The 16789-nt window shown below is 71.1% G+C and carries 14 protein-coding genes; 13 read left to right on the forward strand and 1 reads right to left on the reverse strand.

Going from position 1 to position 16789, the window contains the following annotated elements:
- Positions 1–60 precede the first annotated feature (60 nt).
- From BM430_RS01510 to BM430_RS01555, 10 genes are all read left to right on the forward strand, one after another.
- Positions 61–528: a hypothetical protein gene (locus BM430_RS01510; RefSeq protein ID WP_093564595.1), complete on the forward strand. Its 468-nt coding sequence runs from the start codon at positions 61–63 to the stop codon at positions 526–528.
- Between the two features lie 85 nt (positions 529–613).
- The gene (locus BM430_RS01515; RefSeq protein ID WP_093564597.1) at positions 614–2353 is read left to right on the forward strand and encodes an efflux RND transporter periplasmic adaptor subunit; all 1740 of its coding nucleotides are present in this window, start codon (positions 614–616) and stop codon (positions 2351–2353) included.
- 11 nt (positions 2354–2364) lie between these two features.
- Complete coding sequence (locus BM430_RS01520; RefSeq protein ID WP_093564599.1) at positions 2365–5514, forward strand: efflux RND transporter permease subunit; 3150 nt, start codon at positions 2365–2367, stop codon at positions 5512–5514.
- A gap of 21 nt (positions 5515–5535) precedes the next feature.
- Positions 5536–5901 (forward strand): hypothetical protein, encoded by a 366-nt coding sequence (locus BM430_RS01525; protein WP_093564601.1) that lies wholly within the window; start codon positions 5536–5538, stop codon positions 5899–5901.
- 25 nt (positions 5902–5926) lie between these two features.
- Positions 5927–6322: a CopM family metallochaperone gene (locus BM430_RS01530; RefSeq protein ID WP_093564603.1), complete on the forward strand. Its 396-nt coding sequence runs from the start codon at positions 5927–5929 to the stop codon at positions 6320–6322.
- Positions 6323–6502: 180 nt separating this feature from the next.
- A complete protein-coding gene (locus BM430_RS01535) occupies positions 6503–6835 on the forward strand; it encodes a four-helix bundle copper-binding protein (RefSeq protein WP_093564605.1) in 333 nt (110 codons plus the stop codon).
- 55 nt (positions 6836–6890) lie between these two features.
- Positions 6891–7373: a DUF305 domain-containing protein gene (locus BM430_RS01540; protein ID WP_093564607.1), complete on the forward strand. Its 483-nt coding sequence runs from the start codon at positions 6891–6893 to the stop codon at positions 7371–7373.
- Positions 7374–7440: 67 nt separating this feature from the next.
- Positions 7441–9888: a heavy metal translocating P-type ATPase gene (locus BM430_RS01545; protein WP_093564609.1), complete on the forward strand. Its 2448-nt coding sequence runs from the start codon at positions 7441–7443 to the stop codon at positions 9886–9888.
- 8 nt (positions 9889–9896) lie between these two features.
- Positions 9897–10595 (forward strand): DUF4396 domain-containing protein, encoded by a 699-nt coding sequence (locus BM430_RS01550; protein WP_093564611.1) that lies wholly within the window; start codon positions 9897–9899, stop codon positions 10593–10595.
- A gap of 107 nt (positions 10596–10702) precedes the next feature.
- Positions 10703–12010 (forward strand): multidrug ABC transporter ATPase, encoded by a 1308-nt coding sequence (locus tag BM430_RS01555; protein WP_244539261.1) that lies wholly within the window; start codon positions 10703–10705, stop codon positions 12008–12010.
- A 401-nt stretch (positions 12011–12411) separates the two neighbouring features.
- Here the strand turns inward: BM430_RS01555 and BM430_RS01565 are convergent, their stop codons facing one another.
- Positions 12412–12813: a MerR family transcriptional regulator gene (locus BM430_RS01565; protein ID WP_093564613.1), complete on the reverse strand. Its 402-nt coding sequence runs from the start codon at positions 12811–12813 to the stop codon at positions 12412–12414.
- Positions 12814–12913: 100 nt separating this feature from the next.
- On the opposite strand from BM430_RS01565, the gene BM430_RS01570 reads away from it, so the two are divergent.
- From BM430_RS01570 to BM430_RS01580, 3 genes are all read left to right on the forward strand, one after another.
- Positions 12914–15109: a heavy metal translocating P-type ATPase gene (locus BM430_RS01570; RefSeq protein ID WP_093564615.1), complete on the forward strand. Its 2196-nt coding sequence runs from the start codon at positions 12914–12916 to the stop codon at positions 15107–15109.
- Positions 15109–15621, forward strand: a complete 513-nt coding sequence (gene lspA, locus BM430_RS01575) for a signal peptidase II (protein WP_093564617.1) — start codon at positions 15109–15111, stop codon at positions 15619–15621. The genes BM430_RS01570 and lspA overlap by 1 nt, the downstream gene beginning before the upstream one ends.
- Positions 15622–15709: 88 nt before the next feature.
- Positions 15710–16777 carry a L,D-transpeptidase family protein gene (locus BM430_RS01580; protein WP_093564619.1) on the forward strand — a complete coding sequence of 356 codons (1068 nt, stop codon included), beginning with the start codon at positions 15710–15712 and terminating at the stop codon, positions 16775–16777.
- Positions 16778–16789 lie beyond the last annotated feature (12 nt).

Consider the following 16789-nt stretch of genomic DNA (forward strand, 5'->3'; position numbering starts at 1 on the left):
GGCATTCACGTCTCAACGGCGGACATAGTCCCGCCACCCGAACCGGTGTAAGACGACCTTATGAACCTCGACCGGCAAATCGTGCGCCTGATGGCGGCGATGATCCTCGCGATCATCGCCTACGTCGCGCCGTCTGCCGTCCAGGCGCACGAGGGGCACGCCCACCACGGCCATCACGTGGCTGCGGCGCAGCCGAAGCCAGCGCTTGCGCCGGCTTCGGCCGTCGCGACCACGCCTGCCAAGCCTTCGGTCCGGTCCGAGGCGTCCGCCTCGCTCAAGGCCGCGCTCCCGGCCGCGGCCGTCGAGCCGGTGCGCATCGAGGTGGACCGGGACGGCGGTTGCTGCCCCGGACCCTGCAAGACCCGCTGCTGCGGACCGATGGCCTGCTGCGCCACCGGCATCCTGTCCGGCCCCTCCGCCCTGTCGCCGTCCCTGTTCCGGACCGTCACGCTGATCCCGCGCGACGTTTCCGGCCGCGCCGGCACCGGCCCCGAGGCCCTGCCCAAGCCCCCACGAACCCTCGCGTGAAGTAGGGCGCGCCTGAGGCGCGCGACGCCCGGATTGCGCCCGTGAACGGCGCCGTCCGGACTTCCCGACGCGAGGATTCCCGTACATGTCGACCCGTTTTGCCGCCGCCTTACGCGCGGTGGCGCTGCTTGCCGCCGTCCTGTCGGGGCCGGCGCTGGCCCACGAGGGCCACGACCACGGCGCCGCCCAGCCGCCTGTCTCGAAGACCATCGCCCCGCGCGGCGAGGCGCTCTCGGACGCCTTCGAGCTCGTCGCCATCCCGCGCGACGGGACCCTGACGCTGTTCCTCGACCGCTTCCGGACGAACGAGCCGGTGCCCGGCGCGACCATCGAGGTCGAGACGCCCGACGGGCCGAAGACCGCGACCGCCACGGCCGACGGCGGCTACGCGCTGCCGGCCCCCTGGCTGTCGAAGCCTGGCCGGCACGATCTCGTGGCGACCGTCACGGCCGGGGACGCGGTCGATGTGCTGACCGTGGCGGTCACCGTGCCCGACCCGAAGGTCGCCGCGGCCGCGACGCCTGCCAAGCCGGCCCCGGCTCAGGCTGCCCTGGCGCGCGTCTCCGAGGTCGTCCACGACGTCCGGGAGCGGCTGACGGCCAAGGACCCGGCCCTGGTGGCCGCGGTCGCCATCGCCTTCCTGCTCGGCGTGCTCGTGACGGCGCTCGCACGCGGGCGCCGTGGCGCGCCGGCGGTGGCGCTGGTCGCCATCGGCATCACCCTCGTCCTCGGCACCGCCGCCTTCGCGCACGGCGACGAGGACCATGGCGCGCCCGTGCAGGGAGCGGCGCTGATCGAGCCGCGCCAGACCACGCCGGCCTCGTCGGACCTCGCGCAGCGCCTGCCCGACGGCTCCGTCTTCGTGCCGAAGCCGACGCAACGGCTGCTGGTCCTGCGCACCACCATGACCGAGCAGGGCAGCTTCCACCGCTCGGTCGAGCTGCCCGGCCGCATCATCCCGGACCCGAACGCCAGCGGCGTCGTGCAGTCCTCGGTCGGCGGCCGTCTCTCGCCACCGGCCTCCGGGCTGTTCCCGCGCCTCGGCACCAAGGTGCGCAAGGGTGACGTTCTCGCCACGGTGACCCCACCGGTCCAGGCCGTCGACGTCTCCGACATGCGCCAGCGCCAGGGCGAGCTCGACCAGCAGATCGCCATCGTCGAGCGCCGGGTCGACCGCTACCGCAAGCTCGCCACCACCGGCGCCGTCGCCACGACGCAGCTCGACGACGCGGTCGCGGAGCTCAACGGCCTGCACGACCGCCGCGCCGCCCTCGACAAGGCCCGGCAGCAGCCCGAGACACTCGTGTCGCCCGTCGACGGCGTGGTGGCGCAGGCGACCGCGGTGGCCGGCCAGATGGCGGCACCCGGGGCCATGGTCTTCCAGATCGTCGACCCGAACCGCCTCTGGGTGGAGGCGCTGAGCTTCGACGCTCTGACCGCGGCCCAGAACGCCACCGCGCGGCTCGCCGACGGCCGGACCCTGAAGCTTGCCTACCAGGGTACGGGGCTGGCCGACCGCAACCAGGCCATCCCGGTGCAGTTCGCGGTGCAGGGCGACGCCTCCGGCCTGCGCGTCGGCCAGTTCGTCACCGTGCTGGCCGGGACCGACACCGAGCAGTCGGGGCTGGCGCTGCCGCGCGCGGCGGTCGTGCGCACCGGCAACGGGCAGGACGTCGTCTACGAGCACACCACCGCCGAGCGCTTCGAGGCCCGGCCCGTGCGGGTCGAGCCGCTCGACGGCGGCCGCGTGCTGGTGGCCGAGGGGATCGGACCCGGCAAGCGGGTCGTGACCCAGGGCGCCGAGCTCCTCGACCAGGTCCGCTGAGGAGGCGCCCGATGTTCACCTTCCTCGTCAGCCAGTCGGTCCGCAACCGCCTGCTCATCCTCGCCTTGGCCACGGTGCTGGTGCTCTTCGGCGCCTTCACCGCGACCAAGCTGCCGGTCGACGTCTTCCCCGACCTCAACAAGCCCACCGTCACCATCATGACGGAGGCCGAAGGGTACGCCCCTCAGGAGGTCGAGCAGCTCGTCACCTATCCCATCGAGACCCGGATGAACGGGCTGCCCGGGGTTACCCGCGTGCGCTCGGTCTCGGGCGTCGGCCTGTCCATCACCTACGTCGAGTTCGACTGGGGCACCGACATCTACCGCAACCGCCAGCAGGTGGCCGAGCGGCTGTCGCTTGTGCAGGACCAGCTGCCGCGGGGCGTGACCCCGGTGATGGGCCCTATCTCCTCCATCATGGGCCAGATCCTGCTGGTGGCGGTGACCGGCGAGACCGCGACCCCGATGCAGGTGCGCGAGGTCGCCGACTTCACCATCCGGCCGCGGCTCCTGACCATCCCGGGCGTGGCGCAGGTCATCCCCATCGGGGGCGAGGTGCGCCAGTTCCGGGTCAGCCCGAACCCGGCCGCCATGCGCTCGCTCGGGGTGACGAACGCCCAGCTTGAGACGGCGCTGGCGCAGTTCGGCACCAATGCCGGCGGCGGCTTCACCGACCAGCATTCCCGCGAGTACCTCATCCGGAACATCGGCCGGACCATGAGCCTCGACGACCTGCGCAACCTCGTGGTCGCGACGGTTGCCGAAACGCCGGTCCACTTGCGCCAGGTGGCCGAGGTCTCCTTCGCCGCCCGGACGAAGCGGGGCGACGCCGGGTACATGGCCAAGCCCTCGGTCATCGTCTCGGTCGAGAAGCAGCCCGACGTCGACACCGTGCGGCTGACCCGCAGCATCGAGACGGCCCTGAAGGAGATGTCGCCGACCCTGCCGGCCGGCATCAAGGCCGACCAGGTCCTTTTCCGCCAGGCCGACTTCATCGAGACCTCGATCCGCAACGTCGAGCGCGTCCTGTTGGAGGCGGTGCTGGTGGTGGCGGTGGTGCTGTTCGCCTTCCTGCTGAACGTGCGCACCACGGCGATCTCGCTGCTCGCCATCCCGGTCTCGGTGCTGACGACCGCGGTGGTGTTCCACCTGTTCGGGCTGTCCATCAACACGATGACGCTGGGCGGGCTCGCCATCGCCATCGGCGAGCTCGTCGACGACGCGGTCGTGGACGTGGAGAACATCTACCGGCGGCTCGGCGAGAACCGGCGGGAGGGCAACCCGAAGGGCGTGTTCCAGGTGGTGGTCGAGGCTTCGAACGAGGTGCGCTCCGGCATCGTCTACGCGACGCTGATCATCATCCTGGTGTTCGTGCCGCTCTTCGCCCTCTCGGGCATCGAGGGCCGGCTCTTCGCGCCGCTCGGGCAGGCCTACATCATCTCGATCCTGGCGAGCCTGCTCACCTCGATCACCCTGACGCCGGTGCTGGCCTCGCTCCTGCTGCCGGGGCTCAGGAACCTGGAGGAGCACGACAGCCGCTTCCTGAAGCTGCTCAAGCGCGGCAACGCCGCCCTGCTGCGGGTCGCCTTCCGCCACAAGGGCCTGCTGGTCGGCACCGTCGCGGTGGCGGTGGTGGCCGCGGGCGTGGCCGCCTGGAACCTGCCCCGGGCCTTCCTGCCGCCGTTCAACGAGGGCTCGTTCACGGTCAACATGACCTTTAACCCGGGCATCTCGCTCGCCGAGAGCAACCGGGTCGGGCTGATCGCGGAACGGCTGCTGCTGGACATCCCGGGCGTGAAGGCGGTCGGTCGCCGGACCGGGCGGGCCGAGCTCGACGAGCACGCCGAGGGCGTCCACTCGTCTGAGATCGAGGTGGCGCTGGACGAGGGCGCCAAGCGTCCGAAGGAGTCCCTCGTCGCCGACATCCGTGGGCGCCTCGCGGCCCTGCCGGTGGCGGTGAACGTCGGCCAGCCCATCTCGCACCGGCTCGACCACATGCTCTCGGGCGTGCGGGCCGAGATCGCCCTGAAGGTGTTCGGCGAGGACCTCGATGCCCTGCGCCGGGTGGCCAACTCCCTGCGCGACCGGATGGCCGCGATCCCGGGGCTCGTCGACCTTCAGGTCGAGCGGCAGGTGCGCATCCCGCAGCTTGAGGTGCGGGTCGACTACACCCGGGCGGCCCTCTACGGCGTGCAGCCGGCCGCCGTCGTCGAGCAGATCAGCCGCCTCTCGAACGGGCGGGTCGTCTCGACCGTGGTCGATGGCGTGCGCCGCTTCGACGTGGTCCTGCGCCTCTCGGAGAACCGCCGGACCACGACCGGGTTGGGCGACCTGCTGCTGGAGACGCCCTCGGGGTGGGTGCCGGCGCGCCAGGTGGCCGACATCCGCGAGACCGACGGGCCGAACCAGATCCTGCGCGAGAACGCCCGGCGCCGCATCGTCGTCCAGGCCAACACCAACGGCGAGAGCGACATGGCCACCATCGTGGCGGCCATCCGCGAGGCCGTGGCGAAGGAGCCGCTGCCGCCCGGCTTCTTCACCAGCCTGGAGGGCACCTTCCAGGCGCAGGAGGAGGCGAGCCGGACCATCGCGGCGCTCTCGGCGCTGTCCCTGGCCCTGGTCTTCGCCATCCTCTACAGCCGCTACCGCTCGGCCGCGCTCGCCCTCATCATCATGGGCAACGTGCCGCTCGCCCTGATCGGCTCGGTGGCGGCTCTGTGGCTGGTCGGGCAGCCGCTGTCCGTGGCGTCGATGATCGGCTTCATCACGCTGACCGGCATCGCCGCGCGCAACGGCATCCTCAAGATCAGCCACTACCTGAACCTGTCGCTGCACGAGGGCGTGCCGTTCGGGCCCGACCTCGTCGTGCGCGGCAGCCTGGAGCGGCTGACCCCGGTGCTGATGACGGCGCTCTCGGCCGGCGTCGCCCTGGTGCCGCTGCTCTACGACGCGGCGAGCCCGGGCAAGGAGATCCTGCACCCGGTCGCGGTCACGATCTTCGGCGGCCTCGTCAGTGCGACGCTGCTCGACACCTTCCTGACTCCCGTCCTGTTCCTGCGCTTCGGACGCAAGCCGCTGGAGCGGCTGCGCGCCCTCCACGCCGAAGCACCGGTCCACCCATCCCCGGACGGCGCGCGCACGCGCCCGGCCGAGGCCTACTGAACCCCGAGAGAGGACCTGAGCATGATGCTTCCGAGACTGACCCTGGCCGGCGCCCTCCTGGCCGCGACCGCCGCCTACGCCCACGAGACCGCCGGCCAGCACGGCGGCCGGGTGGCGGACGCGGGCAAGTTCCACGTCGAGCTCGTCGCCAAGGGCGAGACCGTCGACGTGTTCGTGTCCGACGAGGGCCAGAAGCCGGTCCCGGCCGCGGGCTTCAAGGGCACGGCCATCCTCGTAGTCGGCGGCAAGCCGACCCGCGTCCCCCTGGAGCCCGCCGACGGCAACCGCCTCACCGGCAAGGCCGGGGCAGCCCTCGGCGACAGCCCGAAGGGCGCGGTGCAGCTCACCGGCCCCGACGGCTCGACCGCCAGCGGCAAGTTCAACTGACCCACGCACCAGGAAGAATCCTTCGATGAAGACGCTGACCTCGACCCTCGCCGCCGCGGCCCTGGCCCTCAGCCTTGCGGGCGCCGCCCCGGCCCACGAGGAGCATCGGCACGGCGGCCACGCCGGGCACGACCATGCCGCCGCGCCCGCGACCAAGGCGGACACGCCGGCGACCAAGGCGTTCCGTGACGTCGGCGCCGAGATGCACCGGGACATGGACATCCGCTACACGAACGACGTCGACGTCGATTTTGTGCGCGGCATGATCCCCCACCACAAGGGGGCCGTCGCCATGGCCAAGGTCGCCCTCCGGCATTCCAAGGACCCCGAGATCCGGAAGCTGGCCGAGGAGATCATCAAGGCCCAGGATGTCGAGATCGCCCAGATGGAGGCCTTCCTCAAGAAGAAGGGCACCCAGTGAGGTCGCCCTCGCGCAGGTAGGCGGCGCTCCCAAATCCGTGATCGTCCAGAGTATTTATTTCTGAACGCTTCGCGGGTTGGGGAGTTTGATATCCGGATTATAGCTGACTGATCGAGTTAATAATTTGTCAGATCTCTAGCTTTGCCCCTATTTATCAGTATAAGCGAGAAGGATGCTTGAATGAGCCACGTGTCGAGCGAGATGCAATCCTGCATCGACGAGTGCCTGCGCTGCTACCAGACCTGCCTGGGCATGGCCTCGAACCACTGCCTGCCGGCTGGCGGCAAGCACGTCGAGCCGGGGCATTTCCGGCTGATGATGGCCTGCGCGGAGATCTGCCGGACCTCGGCGCACTTCATGCTGATCGGCCTGCCGGAGCACAAGCACACGTGTCGGGCCTGCGCCGAGATCTGCGAGGCCTGCGCCAGGAGCTGCGAGCAGGTCGGCGACATGCAGGACTGCGTCGCGCAGTGCCGGGCCTGCGCCGAGAGCTGCCGGAAGATGGCCGCCTGAACCCGACCGGGCGGTCCTGCCGGCCGCCCCCGCCAACCGACCTGAGGAGGCAATCTTGTTCGTTCGCACCCTGACCCTCGCCGCGACCCTGGCGCTCGCCGGTACCGGGGCGGCCTTCGCCGCCGACCACGACCACGGCTCCATGCAGGGGCCCTCGTTCGAGCTGCCCGCGGCCTGCAAGGCGGCGTCGGCCGCCAAGGAGGACTCGATGAAGGACATGCAGGGTCACATGTCCCAGGCCATGCAGGGCATGGGCGCCCAGATGACCGATGCCCAGAAGGGCCTCCAGCAGGCCATGATGTCGATGAACGGCCCGATGATGCAGGGCATGATGGCCAAGGACGCCGACGTCGCCTGGATCTGCGCGATGATCCCGCACCACCAGGGCGCCATCGCGATGGCCCAGGTGGGCTTGAAGAACGGCGACAATCCCGAGGCGAAGAAGATCGCCGAGAAGACCATCCAGGAGCAGGAGAAGAGCATCAAGGAACTCACGTCCTGGCTCGACAAGAACGCCCAGAAGGAAGGTCGCCAGTAAGCCGCCGGCTGCCGTCGGGTCGCTCGTGGCCCGGCGGCGCCTCCTCGGCCATGCGGAAGGAGCGGTCATGAGCGACGCGCCACAGGGACACCACCCCGCCCCGGGAGGCCACGCCTGCGCGGGCGGCCACGGCCATGCCGGGCACGCACATGGCCATGCGCACGGCGACCAGGCCGGCATCGCGGCGAACGACGCGGGTGCCAACCGTGTGAAGGACCCTGTTTGCGGGATGATGGTCGACCCGCATACGACGAAGCACCGGGCCGAGCACGGCGGCCACCCGTACTACTTCTGCTCGAACGGCTGCCGGACCAAGTTCGAGGCCGACCCGGTCCGCTACGTCGACCCCGGCCAAGCCGCGACGAAGGCCGACCCGGTGCCCGAGGGCACGATCTACACCTGCCCGATGCATCCGGACGTTCGGCAGGTCGGCCCTGGGGCATGCCCGATCTGCGGCATGGCCTTGGAGCCGGCGATGGTCGGCGCCGACGAGGGCCCGAGCGAGGAGCTCGTCGACATGACCCGGCGGTTCTGGGTCGGGCTCGTCCTGACCCTGCCGGTGTTCGTGCTGGAGATGGGCGGCCACCTGTTCGGTCTCACCGAGCGCCTCGGCCAGCAGACGTCCAACTGGATCCAGTTCGCGCTGGCGACCCCGGTCGTGCTCTGGGGCGGCTGGCCATTCTTCGTGCGAGGCTACCGCTCCGTGGTCTCGCGCAACCTGAACATGTTCACCCTGGTCGCCCTCGGGACGGGGGTGGCCTGGGCCTACAGCGTGGTCGCGACGTTCGCGCCCGGGCTCTTCCCGGAGGCGTTGCGCGGGCACGGCGGGGCGGTGCCGGCCTATTTCGAGGCGGCCGCGGTCATCACCGTGCTGGTGCTGCTCGGGCAGGTGCTGGAACTGCGCGCCCGCGAGAGCACCGGTGGCGCAATCCGCGCGCTGCTCGACCTCGCGCCGAAGACGGCCCGGCGCATCCACCCCGACGGTACGGACGAGGAGGTGAAGCTCGACGCCATCGGCGTCGGCGACCGTCTGCGCGTGCGCCCCGGCGAGAAGGTGCCGGTCGACGGCGCCGTCGTGGAGGGCCGCAGCTCGGTGGACGAGAGCCTGGTGACGGGGGAATCCATGCCCGTCAGCAAGGAGGTCGGCGCCAGCGTCATCGGCGGCAGCCTCAACCAGTCCGGCTCGCTCGTGGTCGAGGCGACCAAGGTCGGGCGCGACACCATGCTGGCCCGCATCGTCCAGATGGTGGCCGAGGCGCAGCGCTCGCGCGCGCCCATCCAGCGCCTCGCCGACCAGGTCGCCGGCTGGTTCGTGCCGGCGGTCATCGGCGTGGCGGTGCTCGCATTCGTCGCCTGGATGGCGTTCGGGCCGGAGCCGCGCTTCACGTTCGCGCTGCTTGCGGCGGTCGCGGTGCTCATCATCGCATGCCCCTGCGCGCTCGGCCTCGCCACGCCGATGTCGATTATGGTCGGGGTCGGCCGCGGCGCCCAGGCCGGGGTGCTGGTCAAGAGCGCCGAGGCCCTGGAGCGCATGGAGCGGGTCACCACGCTGGTGGTCGACAAGACCGGCACGCTGACGGAGGGCAAGCCGGCGGTGACGCGGGTCGTGGCGGCGACAGGCTTCGACGAGGCTACCGTGCTGCGCCTCTCGGCGAGCGTCGAGCGGGCGAGCGAGCATCCGCTCGCCCTGGCCATCGTGGCGGCCGCCGGGAAGCGCGGGATCGCGGCCTCCCCCGTCGAGGATTTCGACAGCCCGACCGGCAAGGGCGCGCTCGGAACCGTCGAGGGCCGGCGCGTGGCCCTCGGCAACGCCGCCTTCCTGCGTGAGCAGGGCGTCGATGTCTCGGCCCACGCGGCCGAGGCCGACGAGCTCCGGCGCGACGGCGCCACGGCGATCTTCGCGGGCGTCGACGGGCGCGTGGCCGGCGTCATTGCCATCGCCGACCCCGTCAAGGCGACGACAGCCGAGGCGCTCGCCGCGCTTCGGGCCGAGGGCATCCGGGTCGTGATGCTGACCGGGGACAACCGCACGACCGCCGATGCCGTGGCGCGCCGGCTCGGCATCGAGGAGGTCGAGGCCGAGGTGCTGCCCGACCAGAAGGCCGCCGTGGTCGAGCGGCACAAGGCGGCCGGTCAGGTCGTCGCGATGGCCGGAGACGGCGTGAACGACGCTCCCGCGCTCGCCGCGGCGGACGTCGGCATCGCCATGGGCACGGGCACGGACGTGGCCATCGAGAGCGCCGGCCTGACGCTGCTCAAGGGCGACCTCCTCGGCATCGTGCGGGCCCGGCGCCTGTCGCGGGCGGTGATGGGCAACATCCGCCAGAACCTGTTCTTCGCCTTCATCTACAACGCCGCCGGCGTGCCGGTGGCGGCGGGCATCCTCTATCCGTTCCTCGGTATCCTGCTCTCGCCGGTCATCGCGGCCGCGGCGATGGCGCTGTCCTCGGTCAGCGTGATCGGCAACGCCCTGCGCCTGCAGGCGACGAAGCTCGATCCCTCGTCCGCCCGCTAGGAGCCTCCGTGTTCCCGACCTGGCTCCACGCCCTCGCCGTCGCGTCCCTCCTGCTGGGGGCCGCCTGCGCCCTGCTGCTGTCGGTGCAGGTCATCCGCCACCCGCAGCACATGACCGTGGTGAACGTGGTCTGGTCGGTCAGCGCCCTGTTCGGAACTGTCGCCGTGGCGTGGGCCTACTTCCGATACGGGCGCCTCGCCACGATGGAGGCGCACCACCACGCCAAAGAGCGGGGCGAGGAGCCGCCGAACATGACCGGCACGCCGTTCCCAGCGATGGTCGGCAAGGGCGCGCTCCACTGCGGCAGCGGCTGCATGCTGGGCGACGTCGCCGCCGAGTGGCTGGCCTTCCTAGTGCCGGCGGTTGCGGTCAGGTTCGGCTGGCACTCCCTGTTCGAGGAGAAGATGTACGCGGTCTGGGTGCTGGACTTCGTCTTCGCCTACGCGCTCGGGATCGTGTTCCAGTATTACGCCATCGTACCGATGCGGGGGCTCTCCCCGGGAGAGGGCCTCGTGGCGGCCGTGAAGGCGGACACCGCCTCGCTGATCGCCTGGCAGGTCGGCATGTACGGTTTCATGGCCTTCGCGCAGTTCAACCTGTTCCCGCATCTCGTGGGGCAGCGGGCCCCGGTGAACTCGGTAGAGTTCTGGGCTGCCATGCAGCTCGCCATGGTCGCGGGATTCCTGATTAGCTACCCCATCAACTAGTGGCTCGTCGGTTCCGGCATCAAGGAACGCATGTAGGCCGGTACGCCCCCCATCCGGCACAGTCTCAGGACGTGACCCGCCCCGCCTGCATCCACCCTCTCGTCGTGGTGCCACCCTTGTTCACGCCCGTCGTCATCCACGACCTGATCCACCGTTTCGCCGGCCTGGACGGTCCTCACGGCCATTGGTGGATGGAGCTCGTGTCGGTCCTTGCTCTCGTCGTGGCGCCGGCCTGGACGGGGTGGATGGCGCTGCGCCTCGCTTGGCGCACGCTGCACGAACGGCGCCGGTGCGGCGCGGGAAATCCGGAAGAGTGGCGCCTTGAGCGCTACGTCCTGCAAGCGACGCTGCGCCCGCAGTTGCGGCTGTTGCTGCTCTCGCTCCTGACGCTGCCGGCCGCCTGGCTCCTCCTGGAGATCCCCAAGCACATCATCAACCACGCCCTCTCGGACGCGGAGGGCGACGGCCATCCCGGGATGGCCTTCCTCGGGCTCGAACTGGGACGTGTCGAACTCCTGTTCGCGCTGTGCGCGAGCTACCTCGCCGTGCTGACGCTGGGCGGCCTCGCCAAGTACGCGGTCAACCGGACGCGCGGCGGCCTCAACGAGCGACTCGTGCGCAGGTTGCGCCTCGCCGTCTTCCGGCGTGCCCGTGGGGAGCGGTCGCCCGAGCGCCGCGCCGCGCTGGCCGCTGTCGCCGTGCAGGAGGTCGAGCCCATCGGCTACGCCGGCGCAGGCCTGGTGGCCGTGCCCTTCGTCCAGGGCGGTACGCTCTTGACCAGCGTGGCCTTCCTACTCCTCCAGGATGCCGCCCTGGCGCTGGCCGCGTTGGTGATGCTGCCGGTGCAGCTCACGCTCCTGCCGCGGCTGCAGCGGCACTTGAACGCCAAGGTGCGCGAGCGGGTGCACGCGACACGGACGCTCGGCGGCCTCCTGACCGCGCCAGAAGCGGGGACCGCGGAACATCCCCCGGTCCTCCGCCAGCAGATGCGCCAAGCTGAGGCGCTGGAGCGGGTGCGCGTCGAGATCGCCGATCTGAAGGGCCGGCTCAAGGGCCTCTACAACTATACGGCCAACCTGACGCCGTTCTTCTTCTTCTCGGTCGGCGGCTACCTTGTCATCCAGGGCCGGCTCTCGCTCGGGGCGCTGGTAGCCGCACTCGCGGCCTACAAGGAGATTTCGCCGGCCCTGCGGGAGCTGTTCGACTTCGCGCAGGGCTGGTCGGACGCGCGAGCCCGGTTCGAGGAGGTAACCAGGGCGCTCAGCTTCCCCGACTCGCAGGGATGGTCGCGCATTCCTGGCCTAAACGCTGGCGTCGCGGTTCAATCACAGAGGAATTTCGCCTCCATACCGATTAGGTCGAAGGTATCGCTCAGATTACGCTTATGCGGGCGCCGCGGATCCCCTTTTTTCTAGCCACGCCAGGACGGAGCGTCGGCTTTTTGGTGTACATCTGCCAGCCTTCGTAATCACTTCGCGGTGGCAGATCGGGCTTTCATCTCACCGCAATTCCGCCTCCCGGTTTTTAAGGCGGGGCTAGTGCCTATCGAGCGTCGTGACGGCGGGATCGTGACAAGCCTCAACTTTAGAAAAGGCCGGGCTGGTGATGAAGGAGCGCCATTCCTAAGGGCCAGAGGAACGCGGGTCGCCGCCGTCGCGTCAGGCCGCATGTCCAGGCCGCCGCGCGCCGAGCCTTCGTCGCGATTACGGTGGGTCTCCTCGCCGTCGCGTGCTGCGGGTTCGCGGCCAAGGGGTTGTTCGAGAGCCGGGTGCTGATGACGCCCTACGTCGCTCGCTGACCTCCGGGCCCAGGTCGCTCACGCAGGCTCACCCGACGGCGACAGGGCCTCGATGATGCGGCAGTCGGCGACCGACCCGCAGCCGCACTGGCCGATGACTTCGCGGAGTTCCGAGGCGAGCCGGGTCAGGTCGGCCAGCTTGCGCTCCACGTCGGCGAGATGGGCGCGGGCGATGGTGTCGACCTCGCCGCAGGAGCGCTCACGGTCGTCCGCCAGGGCGAGCAGGTCCCGGATCTGCTCCACGGTGAACCCCAGGGCGCGACCGCGGCGGATGAAGCTCAGCCGGCGCAGGTGCTCGGGCCCGTAGAGCCGGTAGTTACCGCTCGACCGCGCCGGCGGGGGCAGCAACCCGACCTTCTCGTACCACCGGACCGTCTCGACACGGGTCTGCGTGGCCTCCGCGAGGCTGCCGATGGTCATGGAAGAGGCGGTCCGCACGGCCTTGACCCTGTAGTGACTACAGGGTGCATGTAGGGGGCCTTCCCAGTCCGGACCAGGAGCCCGGCGAACGGAGCGCACCATGAACCAGGCCGCCGGCGCGGACCGCACATCCTTCCCCACGAACGGACCGCAGGCTCTGCGCTACAGGGTCAAGGGCATGGACTGCCCGACCTGCGCCGGAAAGATCGAGACCGCCGTCTCCCGGCTGCCGGGCGTCGCGGACGTGCGCGTGAACTACGGCAGCCAAGTCCTCGATCTCGCGCTCGACGAGGCCGCGACGCCGAGGACCGAATTGGAGGGGCGCATCGAGCGCCTTGGCTACGGCGTCGCGCCGCTTCCCACGGCCGCGGAACTGGCCTTAGCGCAAGCCTCGGGCGGGGCCCAGCCCGTCGAGACCGCGGAGGAGCCCGAGCCGCCGCTCTGGCGGACCCGGAAGGCGCTGCTGGGCATCCTGATCGGCGCCCTGTTCGCCGCCGGCTTCCTGGTCGAGCGGATCGCGCCGGGCGTGGCGGGCGAGTACGCCTACTGGCCAGGGGCGCTCGTCGGTCTCGCCTATTACGGCCGCCGCGCGGCCGTGGCGGCGTTCGCCGGCACGCCCTTCTCCATCGAGATGCTGATGTCGGTCGCGACCGCGGGGGCGCTCGCCATCCACGCCGCCGAGGAGGCCGCCATCGTCGTGCTGCTCTTCACGGTCGGCGAGATGCTGGAGGTCGTGGCGGCGGGCCGGGCGCGGGCCGGCATCAAGGCGCTCGCCGCCCTGGTGCCGAAGACCGCCCGCCTCGTCGACGAGGCCGATGGCACCATCCGCGAGGTGGCGGCCGCGTCGCTGGCCGTCGGTCAGGTCGTGGTCGTGCGGCCGGGCGACCGCGTGCCTGCCGACGGGGTGATCACCGACGGCGCGTCGAGCCTCGACGAGTCCCCTATCACCGGCGAGTCGGTCCCGAAGCCCAAGGAGGTCGGCGACCCGGTCTACGCCGGCAGCGTCAACGCCGACGGTGCGCTCCAGGTCCGGGTCACAAAGACGGCGGCCGACAACACGGTCGCCCGCATCCTGCACCTTGTCGAGGAGGCGCAAGCGTCGAAGTCGCCCACGGCGCGCTTCATCGACCGGTTCAGCGCGGTCTACACGCCCATCGCGTTCGCGTTCGCGGCCGCGGTCGCGGTCGTGCCGCCGCTGCTCGGCGCCGACTGGGGCACCTGGATCTACCGGGGCCTGGCGCTCCTCCTCATCGCCTGCCCCTGCGCGCTGGTGCTCTCGACCCCGGCGGCCATCGCCTCCGGACTGGCCGCCGGTGCGCGACGCGGGCTGCTCGTGAAGGGCGGCGCCGCACTGGAGGTCATCGGGCGGGTGCGCACGGTCGCGTTCGACAAGACCGGGACGCTGACCGCCGGACGGCCGCGGGTCTCGGACATCCTGGTCTTTGCCCCGGACGCGTCGGAGCGCTCGCTTCTCGGGTTGGCCGGCGCGGTCGAGAGCGGAAGCAGCCACCCCATCGCCCGGGCCATCCTCGACCGGGCGAGCGCGGACGGGGTGCCGCTGCGCCCGACGCGGGACGCCCGCGCCATCCCCGGCAAGGCGGTGTCGGCCACGGTGATGGGTCAGACGGTGCTCGTCGCCTCCCCACGCCACGCCGCCGAGAGCGCGCGGCTCGGCCCCGAGGCCGAGCGCGCGGTCGCGGACCTGGAAGCCGGCGGCAAGACGGTGGTCATCGTCGTCCGTGGCGCCGAGGCCTTGGGCGCCATCGCGGTCCGGGACGAGCCCCGCGCCGACGCGGCGGCCGGCATCTCGGCCCTGCGGAGGCTCGGCGTCCGCAGTGTGATGCTGACCGGCGACAACCGGCGCACGGGCCAGGCGGTCGCGTCCGAACTCGGGCTCGACGTGAAGGCCGAGCTCCTGCCTCAGGACAAGCTCGCCGAGATCGCGGCCCTGAAGGCGGCGGCTCCGGTGGCAATGGTCGGCGACGGCATCAACGACGCGCCGGCGCTCGCCGCCGCCAGCGTCGGCATCGCGATGGGCGGCGGCACCGACGCGGCCCTGGAAACGGCGGACGCGGCGGTGCTGAACGACCGGGTGGGCGACGTGGCCGCGCTGGTCTCCCTCTCTCGGGCGACCCTGGGCAATATCCGCCAGAACGTCGCGATCGCCCTCGGTCTGAAGGCCGTGTTCCTGGTGACGACCATCGCAGGCATCACCGGCCTCTGGCCGGCCATCCTGGCCGACACCGGCGCGACCGTCCTGGTGACGGCCAACGCGCTCCGTCTCCTGAGGGCCTGATGTTCTCCCTGTCAGGGTGGGCCGGCCGGGCGGCGACCGTGGCCGGGGTGGCGGGGGCCGCCGCGGCCATAGACCTCGTCGCGAAGGCGGTAGCCGAGGCGTGGCTGGAGGAGGGCGCCGTCAAGGGCGCACTGCCCTTCGTCGACCTAAGCCTGTCGTTCAATCACGGCATCAGCTTCAGCCTGTTCCCGGCGCACGACCAGTCCTCCCTGGCGCTGCTCCTCGCCATCCAGGGCACGCTCACATGCCTTGTGGCCGGCTGGGCTCTGGCCGCGGGCGGCGGGCTCGAACGCCTCGGGCTCGCCGCGATAGCGGGCGGGGCCGCCGGCAACTTCGTCGACCGGCTCATGGACGGCGTCGTCACGGACTACCTCGACCTGCACACCGGCGGCATCCGCTGGTTCACCTTCAACCTGGCGGACGTCTGGATCTCGGCGGGTGTGGTGATGCTGCTCCTCGACGGACTTCCTCTGCGGCGGAGGCATCGCAGCGCCGGGGAGCCAATCCCTTGAGGGGCCCGATTCCGCCGAACCGCAGCCACGGCAACCTGTCATCAACCCTTCGAGCCCAGGCTCGGAGGCCGACCTCGGCGAGGCCGACATGCTGAAGACGACAACGCTCGGTCTGGCCCTCCTCCTGGCGCTGTCCGCCTGCCAGGACGGCCAGTACGCGGCCTCGACGCGCCACCTCGCGCCAATCCCGCCGGCGACCCTGGCCCTGATGTCGGCCAAGGGTGTCTCGCCGGCGGACCCGATCCTGATGCGGGCCTACAAGAAGGAGTCCGAGATCGAGCTCTGGAAGCGCGGCGCGGACGGCAACTACGCCCTCCTGAAGACCTACCCGATGTGCCGCTGGTCGGGTCAGCTGGGGCCCAAGACCCGGGAGGGAGACCGGCAGGCGCCGGAGGGCTTCTACGCGGTGACGCCCGCGTCCATGAACCCGAATTCGAGCCTCTACCTCTCGTTCAATCTCGGGTACCCGAACGAGTACGACCGCTCCCTGGGGCACACCGGTGCGCACCTGATGGTGCACGGCTCGTGCTCGTCGCGGGGCTGCTTCGCGATGACGGACGAGGCGATCTCGGAACTCTATGCCGTGGTGCGGGAGGCCTTCGCGGGCGGCCAGCGCGCCGTCCAGTTCCAGTCCTACCCGTTCCGTATGACGCCGGAAAACATGGCCCGGCACCGGCAGGACCCGAATATCGCGTTCTGGAGGAACCTCAAGGAGGGGTCCGACCGGTTCGAGGTCACGAGGGCCGAGCCGGGCGTCGGCGTCGCCGATGGCCGATACGTGTTCGATGCCGGCGACGAGGCCACGGCTGGCGCGGTCGCGCGGAAGCAGGCGGATGACGAGCGGCAGGTCGCCGCCCTCGTGGCGAGCGGGACGCCCGCCGTCCGGCTGGTGTACGAGGACGGCGGCCAGCACCGGTCGTTCCGAGAGACCATGGTCGCGGCCGGAGGCGGTCTCGGCCAGGTGAGCCGCCCCGAGGCTCTGGCCGCAGGGCCGCGTGAGGTCGCTGTGCCGGCCGCGGGCCCGGTTGCTCTCGTCGGCAAGCGCGATCCGGTCCGGGGCGCGGCGGCGCTCAAGCCGACGGGGCCCGGCGGGACCGAGGCGGAGCGCCAACGCCTTCTCAAGATCTTCGCCGCGGCCGGGGCCGATCAGGAGTGACGATCCTGCGTC

Source organism: Methylobacterium sp. 174MFSha1.1 (assembly GCF_900116815.1).
Classification (GTDB): domain Bacteria; phylum Pseudomonadota; class Alphaproteobacteria; order Rhizobiales; family Beijerinckiaceae; genus Methylobacterium.